The sequence below is a fragment of the Thalassospira xianhensis MCCC 1A02616 genome, from assembly GCF_003326475.1.
GTDB classification, from domain to species: Bacteria; Pseudomonadota; Alphaproteobacteria; order Rhodospirillales; family Thalassospiraceae; genus Thalassospira; species Thalassospira xianhensis.
On the sequence record NZ_JPWA01000015.1, the window covers coordinates 91,718 to 117,255 of the forward strand.

At 55.0% G+C, this 25,538-nt stretch carries 27 protein-coding genes; 13 read left to right on the forward strand and 14 right to left on the reverse strand.

Features of this window, described 5'->3' with window-relative positions:
- Nucleotides 1-93 precede the first annotated feature (93 nt).
- The 3 genes from TH5_RS13630 to cysS all read left to right on the forward strand — a co-directional run bounded on the left by TH5_RS13630 (nucleotide 94) and on the right by cysS (nucleotide 4,579).
- Nucleotides 94-1,770, forward strand: a complete 1,677-nt coding sequence (locus tag TH5_RS13630; RefSeq protein WP_114122320.1) for an NAD+ synthase — start codon at nucleotides 94-96, stop codon at nucleotides 1,768-1,770.
- Nucleotides 1,771-1,782: 12 nt separating this feature from the next.
- Nucleotides 1,783-3,135 (forward strand): glutamate--tRNA ligase, encoded by a 1,353-nt coding sequence (locus TH5_RS13635; protein WP_114122321.1) that lies wholly within the window; start codon nucleotides 1,783-1,785, stop codon nucleotides 3,133-3,135.
- Between the two features lie 64 nt (nucleotides 3,136-3,199).
- Complete coding sequence (gene cysS, locus TH5_RS13640) at nucleotides 3,200-4,579, forward strand: cysteine--tRNA ligase (protein WP_114122322.1); 1,380 nt, start codon at nucleotides 3,200-3,202, stop codon at nucleotides 4,577-4,579.
- Nucleotides 4,580-4,636: 57 nt separating this feature from the next.
- Here cysS and TH5_RS13645 read toward each other — a convergent pair whose 3' ends face one another.
- Entirely contained in the window at nucleotides 4,637-5,032 is a 396-nt protein-coding gene (locus tag TH5_RS13645) for a carboxymuconolactone decarboxylase family protein (RefSeq protein WP_114122323.1), read from the reverse strand.
- Between the two features lie 28 nt (nucleotides 5,033-5,060).
- Entirely contained in the window at nucleotides 5,061-5,426 is a 366-nt protein-coding gene (locus tag TH5_RS13650; RefSeq protein ID WP_114122324.1) for a MerR family transcriptional regulator, read from the reverse strand.
- A gap of 171 nt (nucleotides 5,427-5,597) precedes the next feature.
- Here TH5_RS13650 and TH5_RS13655 point away from each other — a divergent pair, with 171 nt between their 5' ends.
- Nucleotides 5,598-6,536 (forward strand): aldo/keto reductase, encoded by a 939-nt coding sequence (locus tag TH5_RS13655; RefSeq protein WP_114122325.1) that lies wholly within the window; start codon nucleotides 5,598-5,600, stop codon nucleotides 6,534-6,536.
- Complete coding sequence (locus TH5_RS13660; RefSeq protein WP_114122326.1) at nucleotides 6,536-7,243, forward strand: DUF6064 family protein; 708 nt, start codon at nucleotides 6,536-6,538, stop codon at nucleotides 7,241-7,243. Before TH5_RS13655 ends, TH5_RS13660 begins: the two co-directional genes overlap by 1 nt.
- A 15-nt stretch (nucleotides 7,244-7,258) precedes the next feature.
- On the opposite strand, the gene TH5_RS13665 is transcribed toward TH5_RS13660, so the two are convergent.
- From TH5_RS13665 to TH5_RS13675, 3 genes are all read right to left on the reverse strand, one after another.
- Complete coding sequence (locus TH5_RS13665; RefSeq protein WP_114122327.1) at nucleotides 7,259-7,912, reverse strand: LysE family translocator; 654 nt, start codon at nucleotides 7,910-7,912, stop codon at nucleotides 7,259-7,261.
- Between the two features lie 143 nt (nucleotides 7,913-8,055).
- On the reverse strand, nucleotides 8,056-8,742 hold the full coding sequence (locus TH5_RS13670) for a DsbA family oxidoreductase (RefSeq protein ID WP_114122328.1): 687 nt from the start codon (nucleotides 8,740-8,742) through the stop codon (nucleotides 8,056-8,058).
- A 231-nt stretch (nucleotides 8,743-8,973) separates the two neighbouring features.
- Nucleotides 8,974-9,234, reverse strand: coding sequence for a hypothetical protein (locus tag TH5_RS13675; protein ID WP_062952942.1), 261 nt, complete (start codon nucleotides 9,232-9,234; stop codon nucleotides 8,974-8,976).
- A gap of 280 nt (nucleotides 9,235-9,514) precedes the next feature.
- On the opposite strand from TH5_RS13675, the gene cimA reads away from it, so the two are divergent.
- Complete coding sequence (gene cimA, locus TH5_RS13680; RefSeq protein WP_167443553.1) at nucleotides 9,515-11,128, forward strand: citramalate synthase; 1,614 nt, start codon at nucleotides 9,515-9,517, stop codon at nucleotides 11,126-11,128.
- An 82-nt stretch (nucleotides 11,129-11,210) separates the two neighbouring features.
- Here the strand turns inward: cimA and TH5_RS13685 are convergent, their stop codons facing one another.
- A complete protein-coding gene (locus TH5_RS13685) occupies nucleotides 11,211-11,951 on the reverse strand; it encodes an SDR family oxidoreductase (protein WP_114122330.1) in 741 nt (246 codons plus the stop codon).
- Nucleotides 11,952-12,053: 102 nt separating this feature from the next.
- On the opposite strand from TH5_RS13685, the gene TH5_RS13690 reads away from it, so the two are divergent.
- The 3 genes from TH5_RS13690 to rpsD all read left to right on the forward strand — a co-directional run bounded on the left by TH5_RS13690 (nucleotide 12,054) and on the right by rpsD (nucleotide 14,715).
- Nucleotides 12,054-12,977 (forward strand): AraC family transcriptional regulator, encoded by a 924-nt coding sequence (locus TH5_RS13690; RefSeq protein ID WP_208638449.1) that lies wholly within the window; start codon nucleotides 12,054-12,056, stop codon nucleotides 12,975-12,977.
- Nucleotides 12,978-13,110: 133 nt separating this feature from the next.
- Nucleotides 13,111-13,902, forward strand: a complete 792-nt coding sequence (locus TH5_RS13695; RefSeq protein WP_114122332.1) for an RNA methyltransferase — start codon at nucleotides 13,111-13,113, stop codon at nucleotides 13,900-13,902.
- Between the two features lie 195 nt (nucleotides 13,903-14,097).
- Nucleotides 14,098-14,715, forward strand: a complete 618-nt coding sequence (rpsD, locus tag TH5_RS13700) for a 30S ribosomal protein S4 (protein ID WP_062952936.1) — start codon at nucleotides 14,098-14,100, stop codon at nucleotides 14,713-14,715.
- 143 nt (nucleotides 14,716-14,858) lie between these two features.
- On the opposite strand, the gene TH5_RS13705 is transcribed toward rpsD, so the two are convergent.
- The 4 genes from TH5_RS13705 to TH5_RS13720 all read right to left on the reverse strand — a co-directional run bounded on the left by TH5_RS13705 (nucleotide 14,859) and on the right by TH5_RS13720 (nucleotide 19,074).
- On the reverse strand, nucleotides 14,859-17,075 hold the full coding sequence (locus TH5_RS13705; RefSeq protein ID WP_114122346.1) for a mechanosensitive ion channel family protein: 2,217 nt from the start codon (nucleotides 17,073-17,075) through the stop codon (nucleotides 14,859-14,861).
- A 224-nt stretch (nucleotides 17,076-17,299) separates the two neighbouring features.
- Nucleotides 17,300-17,635, reverse strand: coding sequence for a Grx4 family monothiol glutaredoxin (grxD, locus tag TH5_RS13710; RefSeq protein ID WP_007091305.1), 336 nt, complete (start codon nucleotides 17,633-17,635; stop codon nucleotides 17,300-17,302).
- 97 nt (nucleotides 17,636-17,732) lie between these two features.
- Nucleotides 17,733-18,641, reverse strand: coding sequence for an EamA family transporter RarD (rarD, locus tag TH5_RS13715; RefSeq protein ID WP_114122333.1), 909 nt, complete (start codon nucleotides 18,639-18,641; stop codon nucleotides 17,733-17,735).
- A gap of 199 nt (nucleotides 18,642-18,840) precedes the next feature.
- Entirely contained in the window at nucleotides 18,841-19,074 is a 234-nt protein-coding gene (locus TH5_RS13720; protein ID WP_062952934.1) for a BolA family protein, read from the reverse strand.
- 328 nt (nucleotides 19,075-19,402) lie between these two features.
- Here TH5_RS13720 and TH5_RS13725 point away from each other — a divergent pair, with 328 nt between their 5' ends.
- Complete coding sequence (locus TH5_RS13725) at nucleotides 19,403-19,909, forward strand: glyoxalase superfamily protein (RefSeq protein WP_114122334.1); 507 nt, start codon at nucleotides 19,403-19,405, stop codon at nucleotides 19,907-19,909.
- Nucleotides 19,910-19,932: 23 nt separating this feature from the next.
- Entirely contained in the window at nucleotides 19,933-20,376 is a 444-nt protein-coding gene (locus TH5_RS13730; RefSeq protein WP_167443554.1) for a GIY-YIG nuclease family protein, read from the forward strand.
- Here TH5_RS13730 and TH5_RS13735 read toward each other — a convergent pair.
- From TH5_RS13735 to TH5_RS13750, 4 genes are all read right to left on the reverse strand, one after another.
- On the reverse strand, nucleotides 20,373-21,509 hold the full coding sequence (locus TH5_RS13735; RefSeq protein WP_114122336.1) for an FAD-dependent monooxygenase: 1,137 nt from the start codon (nucleotides 21,507-21,509) through the stop codon (nucleotides 20,373-20,375). The genes TH5_RS13730 and TH5_RS13735 overlap by 4 nt on opposite strands.
- A gap of 35 nt (nucleotides 21,510-21,544) precedes the next feature.
- Nucleotides 21,545-22,543, reverse strand: a complete 999-nt coding sequence (gene moaA, locus TH5_RS13740) for a GTP 3',8-cyclase MoaA (RefSeq protein ID WP_114122337.1) — start codon at nucleotides 22,541-22,543, stop codon at nucleotides 21,545-21,547.
- 197 nt (nucleotides 22,544-22,740) lie between these two features.
- Complete coding sequence (locus TH5_RS13745) at nucleotides 22,741-23,574, reverse strand: hypothetical protein (RefSeq protein ID WP_114122347.1); 834 nt, start codon at nucleotides 23,572-23,574, stop codon at nucleotides 22,741-22,743.
- A 164-nt stretch (nucleotides 23,575-23,738) separates the two neighbouring features.
- On the reverse strand, nucleotides 23,739-23,930 hold the full coding sequence (locus TH5_RS13750; protein WP_341866615.1) for a DUF3553 domain-containing protein: 192 nt from the start codon (nucleotides 23,928-23,930) through the stop codon (nucleotides 23,739-23,741).
- 297 nt (nucleotides 23,931-24,227) lie between these two features.
- Between TH5_RS13750 and TH5_RS13755 the strand changes: the two genes are divergently transcribed.
- Nucleotides 24,228-24,836 carry a histidine phosphotransferase family protein gene (locus TH5_RS13755; protein ID WP_114122338.1) on the forward strand — a complete coding sequence of 203 codons (609 nt, stop codon included), beginning with the start codon at nucleotides 24,228-24,230 and terminating at the stop codon, nucleotides 24,834-24,836.
- Between the two features lie 141 nt (nucleotides 24,837-24,977).
- On the forward strand, nucleotides 24,978-25,538 hold a 561-nt coding region (locus tag TH5_RS13760), incomplete at its 3' end, for an Hpt domain-containing protein (protein WP_208638450.1).

Sequence of the window (25,538 nt, forward strand, 5' to 3'; positions counted from 1 at the left end):
GACAGTGCAAAAATACGGCCTTGTTGCCGATGCAGTGCTGCTATCGCGCATTCGGCAATTGACACCAAACCGGACGCCTCCTATTCCAACATCATGACAAATATGCTTGCCATCGCGATTGCTCAGCTTAACCCCATTGTCGGCGACGTTGCCGGGAATGCCGAGAAAGTTGTGGCTGCCTGGGAAACTGCGGCCGATCAGGGCGCGGATATTGTCCTTTATTCCGAACTGGTTCTGTCGGGCTATCCGCCCGAAGATCTGGTGATGAAGCCTGCCTTCATGCGCCATCTGCGCCATGCGGTCGATGATATCTGCGAACGCACCAGGTCGCGAAAAAACGGTCCGGCCCTGTTGCTGACGACACCATGGGATATTGACGGGGAGCGCTTTAACGCGGTTCTTCTGATTGATCAGGGCAAGATCGAGACAGTGCGGGCGAAAAACGACCTGCCGAATTATGGCGTGTTTGATGAAAAGCGGGTCTTTAGCGCCGGACCGATGCCCGATGTGGTGTCCTTCCGCGGGGTGAAACTTGGTGTACCGATATGCGAGGATGTCTGGACGCCAAAGGTTGTTGCCCATCTGAAAGATCGCGGGGCGGAAATTTTCCTGGTGCCAAATGGATCACCGTTCGAAGCGGACAAGGGGGATCTGCGCCGCAATCTGATTTCCGACCGGGTACGTGAAGCCGGCGTTCCGATGATTTACTGCAATGAGGTTGGCGGTCAGGACGAACTGGTGTTTGACGGCGGTTCATTTGGCCTTAACGGTGACGGCTCCTTAGCCGTGGCCCTGCCCGGCTTTGCCGAGGAAGTCGTCACCAGCACATGGTCGCGCGGTGAAAATGGTAGCTGGCGGTGCGATGAAAATGCACCAAAGGCCGATTATCCAAGCGGGCTTGATGCAATTTACCAGACACTTGTTCTGGGGCTTCGGGATTATGTGAACAAAAACCGGTTCCCCGGTGTCGTGATTGGCATGTCGGGTGGGATTGATAGCGCACTTTCGGCGGCCATTGCTGTTGATGCGCTGGGGGCGGACCGGGTGCGGCTGGTGATGATGCCGTCGCCCTATACGTCCCAGGAAAGCCTTGAGGATGCCGAACAATGTGCCGGGATGCTGGAGACCGGGATTGAAAGCATCAATATCGGGCCTGCGATGGGTGCGTTTGAACAGATGCTTGCCCCTGCATTCGAGGGCCGCGAGCCGGACATTACCGAAGAAAATATTCAGGCCCGTTCGCGCGGGATCATCCTGATGGGGCTTTCAAACAAGTTTGGCCACATGGTTCTGACGACGGGTAACAAGTCGGAAATGTCGGTTGGTTATGCCACGCTGTATGGCGACATGTGCGGTGGCTATTCGGTTTTGAAAGACCTTTACAAAACAACGGTGTTTGCGCTGTGCCATTGGCGCAATGCCCATCATCCGGAGGGCGCACTTGGCCCGGACGGTATGGTGATCCCGGAACGGATCATTACCAAGCCACCATCAGCCGAATTGCGCCCGGATCAGAAAGACGAAGATAGCCTGCCGCCTTATGACGTTCTTGATGATATCCTTCATCAGATGATCGAAGGCGAACGGTCTGTTTCCGAGATTGTCGAAAGCGGCCATGAAGAGGCCACAGTGCGCCGGGTCTGGCGGTTGCTGGATCGGGCGGAATACAAACGCCGGCAGGCACCGCCCGGGGTCAAGATCACCCCGCGTGCCTTTGGGCGCGACCGCCGCTATCCGATTACCAACGGTTTCACGAATTTAGTGACCTGAAAAAAGTTTGAAATGACAAAACCTGTCCTGCGATTTGCGCCCAGCCCGACCGGGCTTCTTCACGTCGGTAATGCCCGCATTGCCATGATGAACTGGCTTTATGCCCGTAAACATGGTGGCGAGTTCATCCTGCGCTTTGACGATACCGATCCAGTCCGTTCCAAAGACGAATATGTTGATGCGATCCGTGAGGACCTGAAATGGCTTGGCATCGACTGGGACCGCGAAGAGCGTCAAAGCCTGCGTCAGGACAAATATGACGCGGCGATTGACGACCTGAAATCGCGCAACATGCTTTATCCGTGCTATGAAACCGAAGGCGAACTGAACTGGAAACGTAAGGCCGCCCGCCAGCGTCACCAGCCCTTCATCTATGACCGCAAGGCATTGACGCTTTCGGATGATGAAATCGCCCATCTTGAGGCAGAAGGCCGCAAACCGCACTGGCGCTTCCTTCTGACCGATGGTGTGGTTGAATGGGATGATCTGACGCGCGGGATTTGCACGTTTGATACCGAACATGTGTCCGATCCGGTTCTGATCCGCGAAGACGGATCGCTGCTTTATATGCTGGGATCGGTCGTTGATGACCTTGAAATGGGTGTTACTCATATCATCCGCGGCGAAGACCATGTGACCAACACGGTGTCGCAGATTCTGCTTTATATGGCGATGGGGGGGAAACCCGGTGCGCTTGAATTTGCGCATATGCCGCTTTTGGCAGGGCCGGGCGGATCGCAGCTTTCGAAACGTCTGGGCAGCCTTTCGCTGCGTGAACTGCGTAACGACGGGTTCGAGGTTGCATCGTTGGTCGGGCTTTTGACCGGGCTTGGCGCATCGGACAAGATCGAACCGGCGACCCTGACCGAAGTTTTGGGCAAATTCGATCTGTCGCATTATGGCCGTTCGACCCCGAAATTCGATCCGGCGGAACTTGCCAGCCTGAATGAAAAAGTCATTCATGACATGTCGTTCGAAACGGCCAAACCGAAGCTTGAGTCTCTTGGTCTGGGCGATGCGCCGGAAGAATTCTGGAATGCGGTGCGCGGCAATTGCTGGCGCGTGGCAGAAGCGGTTGAATGGTGGGATGTGATCACCAAGCAGGTAATCCCGCAGATTGATGACGCCGATGCGGAGTTTTTAAAGCAGGCCGCTGATATGCTGCCCGAAGGTGACCTTGACGCGACCAGCTGGAAAGCATGGACGGGTGCAATCAAGGATGCGACGGGCCGTAAGGGCAAAGAGCTTTTTATGCCGCTTCGCAAGGCGCTGACGGGGCGTGAACATGGCCCGGAAATGTCGGCGATGCTGGTTCTGATCGGACGTGAAAAGGCGTGTGAACGGCTTTGTGGAAAGGCGGTCTGAGCAACAGCTTTGACCGCCGGAATATCCCGCAAACCCGAAAACACAGGCCATATGGACCGAAAACATGACCAAGACCACATTGCGTATCTATGACACTTTAAGCCGTGAAAAGCAGGTATTCGAGCCGATTGATGCCAATCATGTCCGGCTTTATGTCTGCGGACCGACGGTTTATGACTATGCCCATGTCGGTAATGCGCGGCCCGTGGTGGTGTTTGATACGCTGGTGCGTGTGTTGCGCCATATCTATCCCAAAGTAACCTATGTGCGCAACGTGACCGACGTTGATGACAAGATCAACGAACGTGCCCGCCAAAGTGGCGAGCCGATTTCGGAAATCACCAAACGCACCCATCAGGCCTATCTCGATGATATGGGGGCGCTTAATGCCGCGAAACCTGATATCGAACCGCGCGCGACCGAACATATCGCTGAAATGATCGCGATGTGCGAAAGCCTGATCGAACAAGGCTTTGCCTATGCCGCCGAGGGGCATGTATTGTTTTCCGTCGGCCAGTACGAAGAATATGGCAAGCTATCGCGTCGTGACCGCAAGGAAATGATTGCCGGTGCCCGGGTTGAAGTCGCGCCTTATAAAAAAGACCCGGCGGACTTTGTGCTGTGGAAACCGTCCGATGACGAAACGCCGGGCTGGGAAAGCCCGTGGGGGCGCGGGCGTCCGGGCTGGCATATTGAATGCTCTGCCATGTCGACGCGCTATCTGGGCGAGAATTTCGACATTCATGGCGGCGGATCGGATCTGGTTTTCCCGCATCATGAAAACGAAATCGCGCAAAGCTGCTGCGCAAACAAGGGTTCTAGTTACGCCAAATACTGGATGCATAACGGCCATCTGATGGTCGAAGGTGAAAAGATGTCCAAGTCGCTTGGCAACTTTGTCACCGTGCATGAATTGCTCGAAAGCTGGCCGGGCGAGGCGATCCGTCTTGCAATGCTGGGAACCCACTATCATCAGCCGATCAACTGGACCGAAGAAAACCTGCGTCAGGCCAAAGAGGCGCTGGACCGGTTCTATACCGCCCTTCGCCAGACCACCGATATCGAACCGGAAAACACCCCGGTGCCGGAACCGGTTCTGAGCGCGCTTTGTGATGATCTTAATACGCCACTTGCGATTTCGGAATTCCATGAACTGGTGACCGAACTGAACAAGGCGACCAAGAAATACGACAAGGCCGAGGCCAAGGGCCGCGTTCTGGCGGCGGCAACTTTGCTGGGGATTCTGGAAAATGATCCGGAAGCCTGGTTCACCGGTTCTGCCGATGAAGATGAGGCTGCCGAGATTGACAGCCTGATCCAGCAGCGTGCCGAAGCGAAGAAAAACCGTGATTTCGCCACTGCCGACCAGATCAGAAATGATCTTCTGGCGAGGGGTATCCTGCTTGAAGACTTCAAGGAAGGTACGAGCTGGAAGCGCGTTTGATCCGTCGGATTTGAATTGAAAAAGGCACAGCCGGGAAACCAGCGGTGCTTTTTTGTTTTAGGCGGTGGTTGCGTCCAGTTCGTCAAACAGTTCTTGTGCGGCATTCAGGCCATTGATCGCAGCAGGCAAGCCACCATAAACCGCCATCTGCCAGATCGCTTCGATGATTTCTTCGCGGGTTGCCCCAGCAGCAAGGGTGTGTTTGATATTGACCTTAAGCTGCGGTGCGGTTTGTCCGCCCAGAACCGTCAGGGCGGAAATCGTGCAAAGCTGCCGGGTTTTCAGATCAAGGTTGGGTCGTGCGTAATGGCGGCCATAAGCCCATTCAACAAGGCTTTCGGCAAATCCAGGCACCAGAGCATCGTATTTTTCGGCCAAAGCGCCTTCAAGCGGTGGGTTCAGACGTGCGACAACATCGCGCCCGGCGTCGAGCGCGCTTTTATGTTCAGCCATAAGGGGCTCCTGTAAGGTATTTTGGGGGTCAGGCCGTTTTCTTGCGGCCGATTTCGTCGTAATTGGCGATCTTGTAATCGAGCACTTCGAGGGTTTCGCTCAATTCGGCGATTTTTTTGGCCAATCCGGTCCGATAGATTTCAAGAAGTTCGCGTCGTTCGCCAACTGTTTGTTCGCCTTCGCTGCGCAGACGGGCAAACCGGACCCGGTCGCGGATCGGCATGCCAAGATCCTTGAGCCGGCTTATGAAAGTCAGCCAATCGAGAATTTCCGGATCATAGTACCGTCGGCCGCCCGCATCGCGGGAGGGCTTGGGTACAAGACCGATTTTTTCGTAATAACGCAGCGTATGAATGGGCAAACCGCTTTTGGCCGAGACTTCACCAATCATCATGTCGGTCACCTTTCAGCTTGGGGAACTTTCAAAAGGCTAGCTGCTAGAGTGTACTTTAGGTCAAGCGCAAATTTTTCGCCAGTTTGTGCAACAGCTTGCAGTTGCGCAGACATGATATTCAGACCACCTTCTATCCTGTGACCGGTTCGAAACGACAGGGTTGGGATTGCGATGTTTTTACTGGGTCGACGGAATTTCCTGCGCGGTGCGACGGCGATTGGTGCAACAGCAGGGCTTGGCGCGATCAAGCCACTTTGGGCGCAAACGCTTGATAATCGTGCGGTTCTTGATGTGATCAAAAAGCCGATCCCGTCAACGGGTGAAATGATCCCGGCGGTTGGTCTGGGTAGCTGGATCACGTTTAATGTCGGTAATGATCCGGTTTTGCGCGACCAGTGCGCCAATGTCATGCAGGCCTTTTTTGACGGAGGCGGACGCATGATCGACAGCTCGCCGATGTATGGATCGTCCCAGGATGTGATTGGTTACGGGCTTGATAAACTGGGAGCGCGTGATCGGGTATTTTCAACCGACAAGGTCTGGACGTCGGATGACGGTGCAGAACAGATCGCCGAAACATCCAATTACTGGAACATCGAAAAGTTTGACCTGTTGCAGGTCCATAATCTGGTGGGGATCAATGACAATCTGCCGCTTCTGTTCGATATGAAGGATGAAGGACGGCTGCGTTATGTCGGGGTGACGACATCGCATGGCAGGCGTACCGATGATCTGATCGCGGTGATGAAAAACACGCCGCTTGATTTTGTACAGGTCACCTATAACCCGGTGGATCGCAAGATCGAGGATTACCTGCTGCCGCTGGCCTCGGAACGTGGAATTGGCGTGATCGTCAACCGACCGTTTCAGGGCGGCCATCTGATTGATCGGCTTGAAGGTGAAAAACTGCCGGACTTTGCCGCCGAGATCGAAGTACGAAGCTGGGCGCAGTTGATCCTGAAATATCTGATTTCCCATCCGGCGGTGACCTGTCCGATCCCGGCAACGACACAGCCGATGCACGCCATGGAAAACATGCAGGCGGCCACCGGCCCAATGCCCGATGACGACATGCGCCAACGTATTGCTGCCGTGATCGGGGTTCTGTGATGAGCGAGTGGTGGAGCTACAGTCTGGCAGATTTTCTGCTGTTTTCGCCGCGCGTTTATTACCGGCTGTTTGAAACGCTGAATACCACATGGTGGCTTGCGGTTACCGCCGCATTGGTAGCAGGGATCATCACCTTTGGCCTTTCCATCCGGCACGGCAATCGCGGCAACCGGGTGGCGCTTGTACTGTTGGCGATGATCTGGGGCTGGGTGACTGCGGGCTTCCTTTGGTACTATTACCAGCCGATCAACTGGATAATCCCTTATTTCATTCCGGCATTTATCACAGAGGCATTGTTGATGGTGATGTTTGCCGCGCGCCGGATGCCGTTGCGATTTGGCTGGCGCGGTGATTTTTCCAGCATTGCCGGGGGGGTGATGATCGCGATGGCGATTTTCGTCTATCCGTTTGTCGGTCTGATCGAAGGACGCGAGTTGATACAGGCGGAACTGTTTGGCAGTGCCGCCGATCCGACGGCAATAGGGACGCTTGGCTTTATCCTGTTGGCGCGAGGGTCGTGGCGCTGGGTCCTGTTGCCCGTGCCGTTGGTGTGGTGTGTTCTGGCCAGCGGGACATTATGGGTGATGGACCAGAACATCGCGATGCTGCCCCTGACTGCTGTCTGGTTGACGGTGCTGGGTGGCTGGATGGATCAGAAAAACGGTGTGACCCGCCGGTCATTGCTTGATACCGGCGGGGATGACTAGCGTTCGGGTAGTGGTTTAACGTCCTGCAAGCAACCGGATGCCAACCGCGGAGAAGAACACGCCCAGTAGGCCATTGATCCAGCGCGCCGCCCGACGATACAGCGAAATCGCTGGGGCGGTCGAAAAGGCAGTGGCATAGGCGAAATGCACCAGCGTTGAAATCGTGCCACAGCCAATCACGATCATCCATCCCACCCACAGTGGCGTGCCATCGGCAAAGCCGATGGAGATGATGGCAATCCATGTCAGGATCGCCTTGGGATTGGTTAGGTGAAGGCTCAGCCCACGACTGAAATACCCGACCGGCGAGATGGTTTTATCATCGCGCGCAAGGGCATCGCCAGCCGGTTGGGCGGGCCGGAATGCGGAACGAAATGCCTTGAAGGCCAGCCATAAAAGATAAATCCCGCCAGCAATGCGAATGACGGTCATGGCATCGGCCCAGCTTGCCAGAAGGGCGGACAGACCCGTCAGGGTCAGAATGCCGATGCAAAGCGAACCTGTTCCGATCCCGATGGCAAAGCAATGACCGGCACGGCGCCCGCGTTCAAGCGAGACACCCATCAGACCCAGCAAGGCAGGGCCGGGGCTGATCAAGCCCATCAGAAGGGCGGCATAGGCAAGGAATATCCCCGGCAAATAGGGGGCGATATTGGCAAAGTCGATCATGGGGCGATCCTTTGAACAAGGTGGCAAACATGCCGTGGTGGTAGCATGGAAACTGTAAGCCCCGGTTGCGCAACTGTCGAGAATGCAAAAGCCCCGGTGCGAAAGGCAACCGGGACTTTGGATAATAATATCCGATGACGGTATCAGCCGTCAAAAATGACTTCGTCGTCGGCAACCTCGACCTGACGGGCGATTTCGGACAATGCCTGTTCGAAAACTTCGGGCGGATGGCCGCCGGAAATTGCGTATTTGCCGTTCACGACATAGGTCGGAACCGATGAAATACCGGCATTGCGGAATTCTTCCTCTTCGGCGCGGACTTCCTTGGCGAACATGTCGCTGCCAAGAATTTCGTCTGCCTTTTCCGGTGACAGACCAACCTCCTCGGCGGCGCGTTTGATCACGCCGTGATCGCCGGGATTTTCGCCTTCCTGGAAATAGGCGCGGAACAGGGCCAGCTTCAGTTCGGTCTGCTTGCCTTCCTTGCCCGCCCAATAGAGCATCCGGTGCGCATCAAAGGTATTGTAGATGCGGCTGTCCGAGCTAAAGCGGATGTCAAAGCCGACATTTTCACCCATCATCGAAATACGGTCGCGATTTTCCGCACTTTGATCCGGGGTCAGGCCGTATTTTTCCTTGATATGTTCCGACAGGTTCTGGCCTTCGGGACCCATATCCGGGTTCAGTTCGAACGGGTGCCAGCGTAGTTTGATGTCGACCTGACCGTCCAGACGATCAATCGCCTGTTCAAGGTTTTTGTAGCCGATGATGCACCAGGGGCAGACAACGTCGGAGACGATATCGATCTGCATCGGGATGCCGTTGCTCATGAATTATGCCTTGTCTTATGAATATCTGGATGGGTCACACATAAGCGGTATGAAGCCAAACGCAAGGACAGAAATGCGCGGGCTTAAAAGAAACGGCCTGTCCGGGGGAGACAGGCCGTCATATGTGCAACAACTCGGCGGGGGGGAGGTAGATTAATCATCTAATCCGAGTTTCGGGGTGTGCACGTGGGACGCTTCTGTTGGCAGCGCGGCCAACAGGGGAGGCGAATTTCAATCCATGCCGTCGATATTCTGGCGACGGGCGTTGTCGACCATATATTCGGCAAAGGTTTCAAGGGTAGGACAGGACCAGTCCGCCGCCGTTTTTTCGCCGTCACGTTCCCATTGACCATACCAGCGGTCATCAGGTTCGAGAAAGATCGTATAGGCGGCGAAACGGTCGGACGCCGTCCAGCTGTTTTTGCCGGCACGGTGCCAGGTCAGACCCGCAAGCAGCATAACGTCAAAATCTTCGGCGGCTTTCAATGCCATCTTGGTGTCCCTATCCATGCGAAGCCCGAAGAAATGGGGGTGTATTCCCAGTCACTTCACAATGTATGGTAGAGTTAATCATTACTACCATGCCTTTACAACCATTCAGGGGGACAGGTTTGCTATCCTAAAGGTGGGCAATTAGGCGATTTTGGGCAAAAAGCAGCGCATAATTAGCATGTCTTGTAATGCGGTTGCGTAAATGACGGTTTTGCGGCAATTTGCCAGACCGTCCGGCATATGCCGGAACAAGAGAAGATCGATCAGTTTTGGAATGAATATGTCAGACAAGCGCGTCTATCTATACGACAGTACCTTGCGCGACGGGCAGCAGACCCAGGGCGTGGATTTTTCGGCAGCGGACAAAACCGCAATTGCCAAGGCACTGGACGAGCTGTCGATTGACTATATTGAAGGCGGTTGGCCAGGCGCAAACCCCACCGATGACGCATTCTTTGCCAATCCGCCGAAGCTTAAAAATTCGAAACTGACGGCATTTGGCATGACGCGGCGTGCAGGCCGTTCGGCATCCAATGATCCGGGGTTGGCAACGTTGGCCCAAAGCGCGCCGATTGTTTGCATGGTCGGTAAAAGCTGGGATTTTCAGGTGACCGAGGCGCTCGGGATCGAGCTTTCGGAGAACCTTGCGATGATTTCGGAATCCATCGCACATCTCAAAAGCCAGGTTTCCGAAGTCATGTTCGACGCCGAGCATTTCTTTGATGGCTACAAGGCCAACCGCGACTATGCCCTTGCCGCGATCAAGGCAGCCTATGAGGCCGGTGCGCGCTGGGTTGTCCTGTGCGATACCAATGGTGGTACCTTGCCGGACGAGATTTTCGATATCGTCACCGATGTCTGCACCCATGTTCCGGGCGGAAATGTTGGCATTCACTGTCACAACGATACCGAAAATGCGGTGGCGAACTCTTTGGCTGCGGTTCGCGCCGGGGCACGGCAGGTGCAGGGTACGCTGAATGGTCTTGGTGAGCGGTGCGGCAATGCCAACCTGATTTCGATCATCCCGACATTGATGCTGAAGATGGGCTATGACGTTGGCATTTCACACGAACAGCTGACCCATCTGCGCCGGATTTCTCATATTCTTGATGAACGGCTTAACCGCGAGCCGACCCGTCAGGCAGCCTATGTCGGGGATAGCGCCTTTGCGCATAAGGGCGGTTTGCATGTTTCAGCCGTGGAAAAGAACCCTGCCTGTTACGAGCATATCGAACCGGAACTTGTCGGGAACCAGCGTCATATCCTTGTGTCGGATCAGGCGGGGCGTTCAAACATTCTGGCCCGGTTCCGCGAAATCGGGGTCGAAGTCGACCCGAAATCCGATGCGGTCGGCAAGCTTGTCGAAGCGGTCAAGCAACGCGAATTTGACGGTTATGCCTATGATGGGGCCGAAGCTAGTTTCGAGCTTCTGGCGCGCAAGGCACTGGGCGAGCTTGACCGTTATTTCCGTGTGACATCGTTCCGCGTGATTGACGAACGCCGCTGGGTGGATGAGCAGGACGAACAGGTCATCACCATGTCCGAAGCGACCGTCAAGGTGGTGGTCGGTGACGGGCAGTTCATGTCCGTGGCAGAGGGCAACGGCCCGGTCAACGCGCTTGACGCGGCATTGCGCAAGGTGCTTCTGACGGTGCCGGAATATGTCGAAGCCGTTCAGCAGATCGAACTGATCGATTATAAGGTCCGCATCATAACACGTGGCGATGGCACGCGCGCAGTAACTCGCGTCATGATCGAAAGCCGGGATGCCGAGGGCAATAGCTGGTCAACGGTTGGTGTTTCAACCAACATTATCGAAGCGTCCTATAACGCGCTTCGGGACTCTATTACTTATAAACTGTTCAAGTCCGGTGTTCGTAGCCAGCACGCGTGATCAGAAAACTGATCTGATCGTGAAAAAAAGGGCGCGGTTTGATTCGTGCCCTTTTTTTATCTAATGCCGTTTCAAGGGCTGCTTAACCCGACACACCGACCAGTTTTCTGGCGTCTGCCCCTGCGGGAAAGCGCAGCTGGTCTGATGTATCGTTGACGGCCAGCCAGACGGTATCTGCGACATCAGTTGCGGTCGTCACGTCGTCGGGTTGCTGGTAGGCTGTGAACACATCCTGTGCATAGGTGCTGTATGCTTCGGGGATTACGATCCGCGCGCCGGTATTGGCGGAGAACTGCGTGTCCGGGCAGTAGCCGGGCTGTACAAGTTTTACCCGGATATCAAAAGTTCTTAATTCAAGCTCAAGCGATGCGGTAAATCCTTCGACCGCGGTTTTGCTTGCACTGTAGGCTGCGACAAGCGGCATGGGTGCGAGTACCGCACTGGATGTCACGTTAACGATGGTACCGCTTTTTCGGGATCGGAATTGCGGCAAGACGGCCTGAACCATCGCCATGCTGCCAAATGTATTGGTCGCAAATATCTCGCGTATTGTGCTCATGGGGGTGGCTTCGAAGGCACCGAAAAGCCCGATACCGGCATTGTTTACCAGGGCATCAATCGGGCCGCATGTTTCAATTGCTGCCGCGATTGATTGAGGGTCCGTAACGTCAAGTGCGAGCACTTTGATCCTGTCAGATTTCGGCAGGATATCCTCTTGTGGCGTTCGCATGGTGGCAATGACGTTCCAGCCATTGGCATGGAACAGATTGGCTGTTTCAAGGCCATAGCCTGATGAGCAGCCTGTGATCAGTATTGATGGCATTTTTTTCCATATCGTTTTGGTTATTTTCTGCAGATAGAGATATCAAAAATGTCAGGACTTTCTATAATAGAGCATCCGTTTTTAATAAGAATTGGTCCTGTTTTGAGCGACCCACTTGTCGAAATCATTCGCCTGCTGCAGCCAAATGCCGTTTTTTCCAAAGGGATCAGCGGTGCGGGAGAATGGGCTGTGCGCTATTCGCCGTTCGGATATCCGAGTTTCTGTGTCGTGATGGACGGCAGTTGCCGACTGGCCGTGGATGGTCATGACAGCATCCGGCTTGAGGTTGGAGATTTTATTCTGCTTTCCGAAACGCCAGCTTTTACAATGTCCGGGTTTGAGGCGACGACGCCCGAAATGATTGATTCTGAAGTTGCTGCAACCCGCAGCGACGAGGTGCGACATGGTCGGCAGAGCGGCCCGCCCGATGTGCGCCTGCTTGGGGGCTATTTCATCTTCAATTCACCGGATGCAGGGTTGTTGACATCTTTGTTGCCGGGGCTTGTTCATTTGCGCGGTGCTGACCGGCTTACGAAGCTGGTTGCGGTTATCGTTGAAGAAACAAGGGAATGGAAACCCGGTCGGGAGCTTGTGCTGTCGCGGCTGGTTGAAATCCTGCTGATCGAAGCATTGCGATCTGCACCCGGAAAGGATGCACCCCCGGGGTTGTTGAAGGGCTTGGCAGACGACCGGATCGTTGCGGCTTTGCGTAAAATCCATGGAAATATCGGATATTCTTGGTCTGTCGCGACGCTGGCAAAAGAAGCTTCCCTCTCTCGATCGGCTTTCTTTAATCGGTTTACGAGGACGGTGGGGATGGCGCCAATCGAGTACTTACTTTCGTGGCGCATGATGGTCGCCAAGCGGGAACTCGCAAAGAGAGGCTGCCGAATTGCGGAAGTCGCGGAACGGGTCGGATATGGTTCGGCAAGTGCATTCAGTATCGCGTTTTCGCGACACGTCGGAATTCCACCAGGGCAATATGCGCGCGAATGTTGGGTAACACAGGACGGATTGAACGCCTGATAGTGGGCAGGTCATCATGAGATGATCGCGATGATTAGGAACTGGCGTTGCTGGTTGGCTTTTGGTAAAGAAACGCCAATATTGACGGGCATTCTCGCACTTCACCCCATGCAAAGACCGGAGAATTCAAGCGATGAGCGACGTCGCAGACGCGGCTATGCCGGATGGCGCAAGACCCGAAACCGGCGGTATAGCCAATCCGCCTGTCATCATCCTGATTGAACCGCAGCTTGGCGATAATATCGGCAAGGCGGCGCGCGCCATGCTTAATTGCGGGCTTATTGATCTGCGGCTTGTGCGGCCGCGTGATGGCTGGCCCAATGAACGGGCGACGGCCAACGCATCAGGGGCTGATATTGTCATCGACAATACCAAGGTGTTCGAGCGCGAAGAAGATGCGCTGGCGGATCTGAACCGGGTTTATGTCACGACCGCGCGGACGCGCGACGCGATCAAGCCGGTCTTTACCCCAAAGGGGCTGGCGCCTGAAATGCGCGCCAATGTCTCGCGCGGGGAAAAGGTGGGTGTGATGTTCGGCCCGGAACGCACCGGTGTGCGCAACGAACATATTTCGATGGCCGATGCGGTTGTAACCGTGCCGCTGAACCCAGGCTTCACATCACTTAACCTTGCACAAGCCGTGCTGCTGATCGGGTATGAATGGTGGCAGGCCGGTGTTGATGTGCCCGACTACCAGATGATGATGAACGATACTTTTCCGGCCACCCGGGACGAACTTGACCGTCTGTTCGAACATCTTGAGGCGGAACTGGACAATTCCGGCTTCTTCCGGGTGGAGGCAAAACGCCCGAATATGGCACGCAATATCCGCAATATTTTCAACCGCGCCAACCTGACCCATCAGGAAGTTCAGACACTTCGCGGCATGATCGTTGCTATGCGGGGCGGCAAATTCAAAGCGTGACGGTCGCGGACATGGCGGCAAGGCTGGTGTTTGGGTGATTCTTTTCGTTTGACTCTGCGGTCTTGATCTCTATATTGCGCCTCACTTCCGAGAAAGTGGGGCGAAACGGGTGTTTTCGTCCCCGTTCCTGTTTGGGGTAACCGAAACAGGAAACTATCGGGACAATAAAGTGATCTTAAAAAAGAGAGTTACAAAATGTCGAAACGTATTGCTGCAAAGCATAAGATTGACCGCCGCCTTGGCGTGAACCTTTGGGGCCGCGCAAAATCGCCGCTGAACAAGCGCGAATATGCACCGGGCATGCACGGCGCGACCCGCCGTAAAAAGCCGACCGATTACGGCACCCAGCTGTTCGCCAAACAGCAGCTTAAAGGCTACTACGGCTCCATCTCCGAAAAACAGTTCCTGCGTTACTATAAAGAAGCATCGCGTCGTCCGGGCGATACTTCCGAAACGCTGGTCGGTATTCTCGAGACCCGTCTTGATGCCGTTATCTACCGCATGAAATTCGTTCCGACCGTGTTCGCAGCGCGTCAGTTCGTTAACCACGGCCACATTCTTGTCAACGGCAAGAAAGTCACCATTCCTTCTTACCTTGTTAAAGAAGGCGACGTTGTTGAAGTCAAACAGGCTTCGCGCGAAATCCCGATGGTTATGGAAGCTGCCAACCTGAACGAACGCGACGTTCCGGAATATCTCGACGTTGACGCGAAGGCCTTCAAAGGCACCTTCGTTCGCGTTCCGAAATTCGCAGAAATCCCGTACCCGGTTCAGATGCAGCCGAACCTGGTCGTCGAATTCTACTCGCGTTAATCCATATCGGATTTCGCGAAGACGAACACAAAACGCCCGCTGGAAAAAGCGGGCGTCTTGTTTTGTCAGCCTGTTTAAAAAAGCCCCGCACAGTTTGCTATGCGGGGCTTTTGATTTTGGATCGCTCGACGGGTTTTGGGTTCTTAGCCCTTTGGTGGGGCGACCTGTTCGGATGCCTGCTGTGCGGCGGCGGCAATCGCTTCTTTTTTCTGTTCTGCTGTGGCATCGTCGGGTACATCGACCTTCACATTGCGGGATGCCATGTGGATGCCGTTTTCCTTGAACATCGCCAGAACGCTTTGATAGACGGTTTTGCGGATGGTGAATTGTTCACCGGGCTTGGAGGTATATTTAAGCCCGATCACCATGTTGAATTCTTCCATCCGGCGCACGCCCTGCGATTTAAGTGGTTCGATAAAGCTGTCGCCGATCAGCGGATCTTCCAGCAGTTCGGCAGACAGCTTTTTGACCAGTTTCTTGATCTTGTTGATGTCGGTTTCGAACGGCACACGGAATTCAAGTTTGACGATCACCCAGTCGCGGCTGTGGTTGATGATCGATTTGATTTCGCCAAAGGGCACGGTTTGGAGGGGGCCACGGTGATGGCGCAGTTGCATTGACCGGATTGAGATATTTTCGACCCGCCCGCGCAGGTTATCGACCTCGATATATTCACCAAGCCGGAAGGCATCATCAAGCAGGAAGAAAACCCCGGCGACCACGTCACGTACCAGCGCCTGACTGCCAAAGCCGATGGCAAGGCCAACAACCCCGGCACCGGCGATCAACGGGCCGATATCAACGCCGAGTGCTGACAATGTCACCATCACCACCATGATGACGATGACGGTAAGCGCGAAGTTTTTCAGAAGCGGTAAAAGGGTTTCAATCCGCGATAACCCGGTACCGCCACCTTCGCCGTCGCCATGCCCGTTGCCAGCGCCGCTTTGGCTCATGCGTTCGTCAAGGAATGCCTTGATCAGAGACCAGACCAGGTCGGCAATCAACAGGATCATGATGATCTCTGTCGAGGCATCAAGCGCCCGCGCAATGATTCCGGCATCCTCGGCCAGCGCAAGGCGATCAAACCCCCAGATGCGCCAGAAGCTGGCAAGGACAAAGACGATGGCGAGTAACCGCACACCACGTTTCAGAACCGGGGTAAAGACTGGTAGATCCGGCTGAACTGGTTTGAATTCTTCCTCGGCTTCAATCGCGGCGGCTTCGGCACGGGCATTGATCGCATCTGCCTCGGCTTCGGCCAGTCGGGCTTTTTTGCGATGCTGGCTTTCGATGATGTTGCGGAAAATCGCATCAAACAGGCAGGCAATGCCAATCGCCAGCAGGCACTTCATGAAGCGGTCTGCCGCCAGAATGGTCGTCGCGCCGAGTGCAATCAGATAGACACAGACAATGACGGGCCATAAACGGGCAAGCGATACGGGCAGGGCAATCTTTTCAACTGCGCCCGTGAGCCGATTTCTGGTGAAATAGCGTGCCAGCGAAACCGTCGCAAGGCAGAAGGCCAGGACACTGATCACGACCGCGATATCAAACAGGATGATGTCGCCATGCACCATTGCCGGTGATTGCCGGAAAACCCCGGCCAGAGCAAAGGAAAATAACGAAACGCCACTTGCGATGGTGATGGTGCGTGTAAGTGTTGATGCGGCCTGTGGATCGACATTGATCATCCGAAGGCCTTCGGCCTGTGGTGCAAACAGGAATTGCAGTACGATCATAACGAGACGCAGGACAAAGAACGCGGCGAGCATTGACAGAAGCGCCCCCTTCATCAGAGGCGGCCAGTCAAAGATCATGAAGGCACCGATCGAGCCGATGGCAAAAACCGTCAAGGACAGTAGCGACAGGACGGACAGAAGCGCCATTTGACGTAGTCGGTCGAAAAACCGGGTGGGGTGCTGGGATTCAAGATAACTGCAAAGCGGCGCGGCAGCCCGGCGATACAGGAATTCGATGATCAATCCGACACCGACAAAAATCACGGTAAACAGCGCAAGGCGTATCAGCCCCCTGCGGCCAATATCCGATGAGAGAAAATCACCGGTTCGTGCCATTTCATCGGGAAAGGTTTCGAGACCGGTTACCGTATCTGCGATCTGTTCGCGGGTTCGTGCAACCCCGGCATCAAGGAAGTCATAATAGCTGAAGGTCGTTTCTGCCGTATCAGACAGGGCATCATCGGACGGATCGGCTGTTTCTGTGGTTTGATCCTGATCTTGGGTGGCTATTGTGGCCAGGGCAGCCTGCGCATGTGCCGTATCTGTCATGCCCGATACGGTGCCAGCCACAAGGAGCCAAAGCCCGAGGCACATCAGAATCTTTGTTGTTTTTTTCATAATGTCCCGCCCAACGCCCTGTTCGTAAAAACGAATTCCCTTTTGCAAGATGGTACAGGCAAACAGGGCCTTCAAGGAAGAGTTTTACGACGTCGGCCCATATGCACGCACGGCTTGAGGTGATGGGAAGCGCAGCAGTGCAATAAAAAACGCGCCGTGCGGATGCCCGGCGCGTTTCAGATCATCGACTGTCAGACCGGATCGGGTCTGTATCATCTGCCTTTTCAGGCAGCGACAGCAACACCCTTGTCTTTCAGGTGCTGGGCCAGTTCGCCCGAGGCATACATTTCACGAACGATGTCGCAACCGCCAACGAATTCGCCTTTGACGTAAAGCTGCGGAATGGTCGGCCAGTTCGAGAAGTCCTTGATGCCCTGACGGATTGCCGGGTCGACCAGAACGTTGATGTCCTTGAACGGCGCACCGAGTTCGGCAAGGACCTGAACGACGGCGGCCGAGAAACCGCATTGCGGGAACATCGAGGTGCCCTTCATGAACAGAACGACGTCGTTATCGTTGATGTCTTTCTGGATGCGATCAAAAACCGGATTGTCGGTCATGTTGGTTGTCCTTGGCTGCAAAGGCGGCGATCTCTCTGCCGCGATATTTCAGGTTATGGTTTTATGGCCGAAGATATGGCTGGAAGGGGCGGTTCTGTCAACTCTTGCGGCGCAATTGCCGTGCGGTCCGCAGATTATCCCATGTAAAAATGCCAAGTCCGACCCAGACCAGCGCATAGGTTATCATATGTGCCTCGGTAAAGGTTTCGCCAAGCAGCAACACTGCGACGAAGAACTGGATCGTCGGGTTGAGATATTGCATCAGGCCAAGAGCGGAAAACTTCATGTTCCGGGCAGCAAAGGCAAACAGCACCAGCGGAATCGTCGTTACCGCGCCAAGCGATATCAGCAAAATATCATTGCCGATTCCCAGATTGCCGAAGGCCATATTGCCCGACATGCCAAGCCAGACCAGATAGCCAAATGCCATTGGGGATAGCAGCAGGCATTCGACAAAAAGCCCGGCAATCGGGTCGGCAGGGACAAATTTGCGGATCACCCCGTAAAAGCCAAACAGCAAGGACAGGCTAAGTGCGATCCATGGCAAAGAGCCGAAAAACACCAGAAGGTTCAGGACCCCGGCAAAGCAGATCAGCACCGAGACGATCTGGGTGCGATTGAGTTTTTCGCCAAAGAAGATGCGGCCAAGGATCAGCATGATCAGCGGCATGATGTAATATCCAAGGCTGGCTTCAAGCGCATGTCCGATATGAACCGACCAGATATAGATCACCCAGTTTCCGGCAATCAGCAAGCTGCTCAGAAACAAAAGTCTCATGGTGCGCCTGGATGACAGCAGTTCCCACAACCGGGCGCGACGTTTCAAAACAAAAACCAGCGTTAATGTCAGGATCGCGGACCACAGAATACGATGGGCGAGAATTTCAAACGGGCTCGCGAAATCGATGATTTTGAAATAGAAGCCCAGAAAGCCCCAGATGACAAAGGCACCAAGCCCGGCCAGTGGTCCGGCACCGATCAAAGCCGGTTTTTGGGATGAGGTCATCGTTATTGAACCATGGTCATTTTGTGGGGCCAAATGGCAGGTGCCGGTACTGGCAAAACAATCGTTAGTCGGCAGGGCCGACCCAAAGTCACGGGAAGATCGGGAACATCAAGGGCGCCGAATGCCGTCGGCGCCCGTCGTGATTCTGGCCGGATGCGATCAGGGGTGGCGTTCGCAAGCGGTCATTTTCAGCCGGAGCTTATTCCGGCGCAGACGTCTGCAGGGCAAGGGCATGCAGTTCACCGCCCATTTTTCCCTTGAGTGCGGAATAGATCATCTGGTGCTGCATCACGCGGGTTTTGCCGCGGAAGGACTCGGATACAACAATTGCAGCATAATGGTCGCCATCACCGCGCAGATCCTCGATGCGGACCTGTGCATCGGGAAGGGCTTCCTTGATCATCGTTTCTATTTCGTGGGCTTCCATGGCCATGGCGTTAATTCCTTATAATTGGTCGGACACCCTTGCGCCCTGTTTTGCGCATCCATCCGGGTGCCCGGCGATATTTGTTAATTCTGGTATATGTTGTCCCTGTGGGGGCTGTCAATTTCTGCAAGCCGCGAAGTGCTTCACAAGGTCAAAGATACGGCGATGCTTGTGTTCCGCGGCAGATTGCGCTAGGAAAATCGCGGTTGCTCACACCGGCCGTCCGCCGGGCATTTGCCCTTGGTAAAGTGATGCAGACGATTTTATCGGTTCCCTGTCTTCTTTGACGCCGGACCGGCAATGCGGACACCCGGCCTCCTGTCAGGAGACGAAAATGAGCCAAAATTTCCAAAACCTGTCCGCAACACCGGAGCAGACATCAGCCGATTTCGCGAAAATTGGATCGGGTGATTCTGCCGGTATGCTCAAGGCACAGGCAAAACGCCTGCGCAACGCACTTGCCAGCCGTAACATGACGGTTTCCCACGCCGGCAGCCTTGAACTTCTGGCGCAAAGCCAAGGATTTCGCGACTGGAACACTGCGATTGCAATGACGCGCAAACGCGAACCGGTCCGGATTGCCGATCTTGGTATCGGCAAACGCTTTGCCGGGTCTTATCTGGGGCATGCAGTGTGCGGTCAAATCCGCGGTGTCACGAAAACGCCGGTCGATGGTGTCTACCGGGTCGAAGTCCATCTGGATCAGCCGGTTGATGTCGTGACATCAGAACGTTTCAGCGCCTTGCGACAGCGCATCGCTTCGCGGATCAACGAGGATTGCGAACCCGTACTTGCCAACGGCACGCGTGGCCCTGGTCTTTCGGTTGATCTGCTGCTGTGACAGCGACTGAGCTTCTTGCGGACATGAATCCCGAAACCCTCCGGCAGCTTCCAAAAGTTGCCGGAGCCTACATTCTCGTGATTGATCTTTCTGCTGATTTGGTTTTACGTAACAAACGCTTCGCCGGGGCTATCCTGCGCCAGGGAACTTATCTTTATTGCGGTTCGGCCAACGGGCCGGGTGGCATCGCCGCCCGTGTCAAACACCATTGCCGGTTGGATAAAAAGCCTCATTGGCATGTCGATGAACTGACCACCGGTATCGGGCGGGTCGTTGCAGCATTGGCGGTACCCCGCGGGTGTGAATGCGATTTGCGCATGGCACTGGAGGCGTTGTCCGGCTTTACAGTGCCAATCGCGGGTTTTGGCAGTTCGGACTGCATAAGCTGCCCTGCGCATTTGCTGGCGGTTGAAAGCCGCGCCGCCGCGATGGCGGCAATGGTTGAAGCCAGTAATGTATCGGTTTAGTTCCTATGCGTGCCGGCCGTGCCGTCAATAAGAGGGCGGAAACCCGACGCAACAATCTTTGGACCAATCTTGCGCATCAGGGTATTGCGCAACCAAACACCCGCCTTGCCGCGGATTTTCGCAAAACCCATGCGTTGCAGGGATTGTTGCTGCACCCAGTGTGCTTCGGGCAGGCGGGCGGCCTGCCAATCGGCAAGCGCGGCATTGATATCGGATGTCGCCCGAAGGGCATTCGCGAGTGCCAGACCGTCCTTGATAGACTGTGTTGCGCCCTGCGCCATGGTCGGAAGGGTGCCATGTGCCGCATCGCCGATCAGAACAACACGCCCCGCAACCCATTCGGGCATGACCATTTGCTGAAGACGGCCTTCGTGAATGACTGTGTCCGTGCCGATTTCGCTTAGCATATCACGTACCGGGCCATCAAACCGGGCAAAGTGTGCGGCAAGTTCACTGGGCGGCAAGTCACGTATTCTTTCGCCCGGATCATAGGTGCTCGCATAGATGTAAAACTGGTCGTCACCGACCGGCATCACCAGAATAACCTGCCCGTGGCCGATGATGAATTTGGGCGCGGTCAGACCAAAGGGATAATCCGTGATCCAGCGCCAGCAGATATATCCGGTCGGCTGCGGGATATGTTCCGCGCCAAAAGCCAGACGCCGAACTGCTGAATTGATCCCATCTGCACCGATCACAAGGTCAAAGCCGCTGCTCTTGCCGTCGGTGAAAGTTATCTGTGCCTGATCGGGGGCATTGTAAATAGCCGACACGGAAAGGCCAAACCGGATGGTAGGTGTTGTCAGTTTGGCGCACAGGATTTCGTGAAAGTCGCTGCGCGTCAGGGCCTGAAATGACGGCCAGCCAAGCCGTTCGGTTTCAAGTGCAAACAGCTTCCTGTCACGATGATCGAAGTAATCCAGTCTTGGAAAAGCACTGGATCTGGCGGCAACATCCTGATCAATGCCAAGGGTCTGAAGGGCTGCCACTGCATTGCCGGGCAGGTGCAACCCCGCCCCGGCTGGTTTCCAACCATCCAGGGTTTCGGCAATTGTGATGTCGTGTCCGTCGCCTTGCAGGGCAATGGCCGCCGATAGACCGGCGATACCGCCGCCGACAATCAGAATTTTCATTTTGTGCCTGTGACTGGAATGGAGTGATGTCCGGATCAGCCGCCGGTCATGCTCATATGACGGCCGACTGCCGGTTTCTGGCCCTTGCGGTCGATGACAAAATCATGGCCTTTGGGTTTAAGCAGCATGGCCTCGTCAAGCAGGCGGTCAAGGGCCTCGGGCTCGCCCGAACGAAGGGCTGTGCGCAGATCAACGTGGTCTTCCTGACCAAGGCACATGTAAAGTGTGCCGGTGCAGGTCACGCGCACGCGGTTGCAGCCTTCGCAGAAATTATGGGTAAGCGGCGTGATGAAACCAAGACGCCCGCCGGTTTCCGCCACCGTGACATAGCGTGCGGGACCCGGCGTGACATGGTTGCTGGGCACCAGGGTATATTCCTGTTCCAGCCGTTCACGAACAGCGGTCAGAGGCAGATACTGATCGGTGCGATCCCCGTCAATATCGCCAAGCGGCATGGTTTCAATCAGGCAAAGATCAAAGCCTTCCTTGCCGCACCAGGCGACAAGACGGGAAATTTCGTCTTCGTTAAAATTGCGAAGGGCGACCGTGTTGATCTTGATCTTGAGCCCGGCCTGTTTGGCCGCTTCAAGCCCGCCTAGCACCTGTTCAAGGCGGCCGCGGCGGGTGATTTCGGCGAATTTCTGATGATCAAGACTATCAAGCGAGATGTTGAGCCGTTTGACACCAAGGCGCGCCAGATCATCGGCATAGGTGGCAAGCTGGCTGCCATTCGTCGTCATGGTCAGTTCATCAAGCGCACCGGATTTAAGATGGCGCGACAAATCCTTGATCAAATCCATGATGCCACGGCGCACCAGCGGTTCGCCCCCGGTCAGGCGCAATTTGCGCACACCGCGTGCGATAAAGGCTGAACAAAGCTGATCGAGCTCCTCAAGTGTCAGGACTTCGGATTTTGGCAGAAAGATCATGCTTTCGGCCATGCAATAGGTGCAGCGGAAGTCACAACGGTCCGTCACCGATACCCGTAGATAGGATACGTGACGGCCATATTTGTCGATCAGCGGTCTGGTCATGGCGATGGCGCTTGTTTCTGTTTTGCGGGTCCGGAAACGCTATGTAGTGCGCAAGTTCGACTTTTGCACAGGGGGGATCGATTTGGCCACCCCGATTTGTGATGAAATCATCACCTTTCCGTCAGATGGCACATGAAAAAAAACGCGAGGAATGAATATCGGTCGCGGTTTTTTGTGATCGATGAATGCGCGATTGCCTATTTCCAGTTATCGGCTTCGCGGATATGCAGGGCAGCGATATCGCGATCAAGGGCTGCCATGACATTGCGCAGGGTTTCGACATTCTCGCTGCCAAGTTTGGCCACTAGTTCTGCCGAACGTTCCGGCTTGGACAGGGCAGCGCGAACATCACGGAACAGGGAGCGCAGCAGACGCGCGCAGTGCTCTTCGGTAAAGACCCAGGCATGATCGCCATGCGGCAGATTGTCGTTAATAAGCTGGATCATCCACTGTTTACGGCGTTCGTAATCCTTGAAATGCAGCGCCATGCGCGCAAATACGAGATTAAGCCGGTTGGCGACTTGTGGTTCTTCTGCCAGATGATCCCAGTAATCAGTTGGATCACGAAGTTCGTCATCCTCGTCGGCATGCTGGTCGATGATGGTCTGGATTTCGCCGTCGATTTCCTGAAGCATATCCATGCCGACCATCATGCGAATGACCTTGAAGAAAGGCTGCAGGATTTCGCGTGACAGTGCACCATGTTCAAGATCGCCTGCTTCGCGGCCTTCAAGCTGATGGGCAAAGCGGCTGACCAAAAGGCGGCCCAGCGGATCGTGGCGAACAGCCGCATTCTGACGGGCCTTGACGGTATCGATATCGGTTTCAAGCGTCATCCATGCCGCATCAAACAGCTTGTCCTGCCCGCGCAGGGTCTCAAGCGCGCTTGAAATCTGATCAGTGCTAACGGTTCCGCCATGGGCCTTGGCTTGTTCCATGAGGCTAGCGGCAAATTGTTCGAGCACAGAGAATGCGGCGGTGTAGTGACGCTGTTTGAAGCTGTCCCGCGGTGGTTTGACGATTGCAATCATTTCCCGTTCCGACCCTGTTATCATTGAAGCCAGTGCACCCGGGGTGGCTTCGCCCGGTAGCCTGATGCATGCGACCTTGCGTATCAAATTTCGTTTAATACGCCGAAATGTTTAACATTTTCATTTCAGCAAGTTCCGTGCCATGCGCAAGCATGGTGACGCGCTTATTCGTAGCCGACCGCGGCCTCGACAATTTCAAGCACGACATGGCGCGGACGGATGATCTGGCGCCCGGCTTCTTCGAAATTCACCGCGATCCTGTCGCCGTCGACTGCCTGAATACGCCCGAGGCCCCAATCGGGTTGACCGGGGTGGCGGACAATGGTGCCAGGGGTCAGCAGGAAATCCATGATCATGCTCTTTTGTCTGATGTCGGTATCTTCAATATAGTCAGGCAATACGCCGGGAACAAATGCTGTGCAATGATGGCAATCACATATTTTGGAACCGGGTAAAATTTGCCGGTTTGCAAATGCGGCAAAAATCCGGGGGCTAAAGAAGGTTTTAACACATCTGGCTGCAATCTGGGCGCGGATTGCAGTTGCCCGGTCCGGTTCGTCCCGAATATCGCCTGAAGGTACTGTGCAAACCGCGCATTGCTTTGAGGAAGCGGTGCGGACCTGTTGAACAGAATTCTTGGAGATACCCGTTATATGGAACAGGACAGAGCAGTGGAACTGATCCTGATCGAGCTGATCAGCTCGCGCATTTGCCACGACCTTGTCGGGCCGGTGGGGGCTGTGAATGCCGGTGCAGAACTGATGGGGGAAGCTGGTGTTGCCGATGATGAGGCGCTTGCGCTGATGCGCAAAAGCGGGCTTGAGGCCGCGCGTCGTTTACAATTGTTCCGGCTGGCATTCGGTCGCGCGGGCAACAGTGTTGATACAAAATCGATGCGTGATGCGGTTGCCCAGAGTTTCGAGGCCGAAGGCAAGGTGACCTTGCAATGGGACGAGATTGGAATTGATCCAGCTCATGGACGGCTTGTGCTTAATATGGTGATGTTGGCCCGTGAAGCCCTGCCGTTTGGCGGGGATATCCGTGTGACGCGCGAATCCGAAGGCAGAATTACGGTTAATGCGGCGGGTAAACGGGCGGCATTCCGGCCGGATATCGAAAATGTCATGAAAAACGAAGTGTCGCCGGAAGAGCTTGATCCCCGGACCGTGCATGGCTTTTTCCTGCGAAATCTTGCGCATCGGACCGGTGGTGCGCTTTCGGTCTTGCAAGACGACGGAAATGTTGCATTGATCTATGATTAAAAAAAAGACCTGCGGGTCTGGTAATACCGTGTGCTAGGTTCTACGTAAGTAACGGATTGAACGTGTGTTTCGCGCACTGGTCGTAGGGATGGGCGTTCCTGTTCCGGCAGCGTCTGACTGTCGGAGATGTGGAGGGGGTATATGGACGATCTTTTAAGTGAATTCCTGACAGAGACTTCGGAAAGCCTGTCTACGCTTGACGTCGAACTGGTGAAACTGGAGCAAAATCCGAATGATCCGGATATTCTGTCGAATATTTTCCGCCTGGTGCACACCATTAAAGGGACTTGCGGGTTCCTTGGTTTGCCACGACTGGAAGCTGTTGCGCATGCCGGTGAAAACGTGCTCGGCAAAATTCGCGACGGTGAACTGGTCGTAACGCCGGATGCGGTGACGCTCGTTCTTGAGTCCATCGACACCATCAAATATCTGCTGAGCGAGCTTGAGCAGAACGAAACAGAACCGGACGGCAACGATGCCGATCTGATCGCGCGGCTTAACCATTTTGCCGATACCGGCACGATCATGGGAGGTAGCGCCGCACCGGCAGCAGCCGCCCCGGTCGAGGAAGCACCCGCCGAAGAAGTGCCGATGACTGACGACGAACGGTTACAGGCAATTTTCGATGCGACCGAAGTCGATCCCGATATTCAGGAACCGGAGCCAGAGCCCGAGAAACCCGCACCGGCGGCAGCCCCGCCA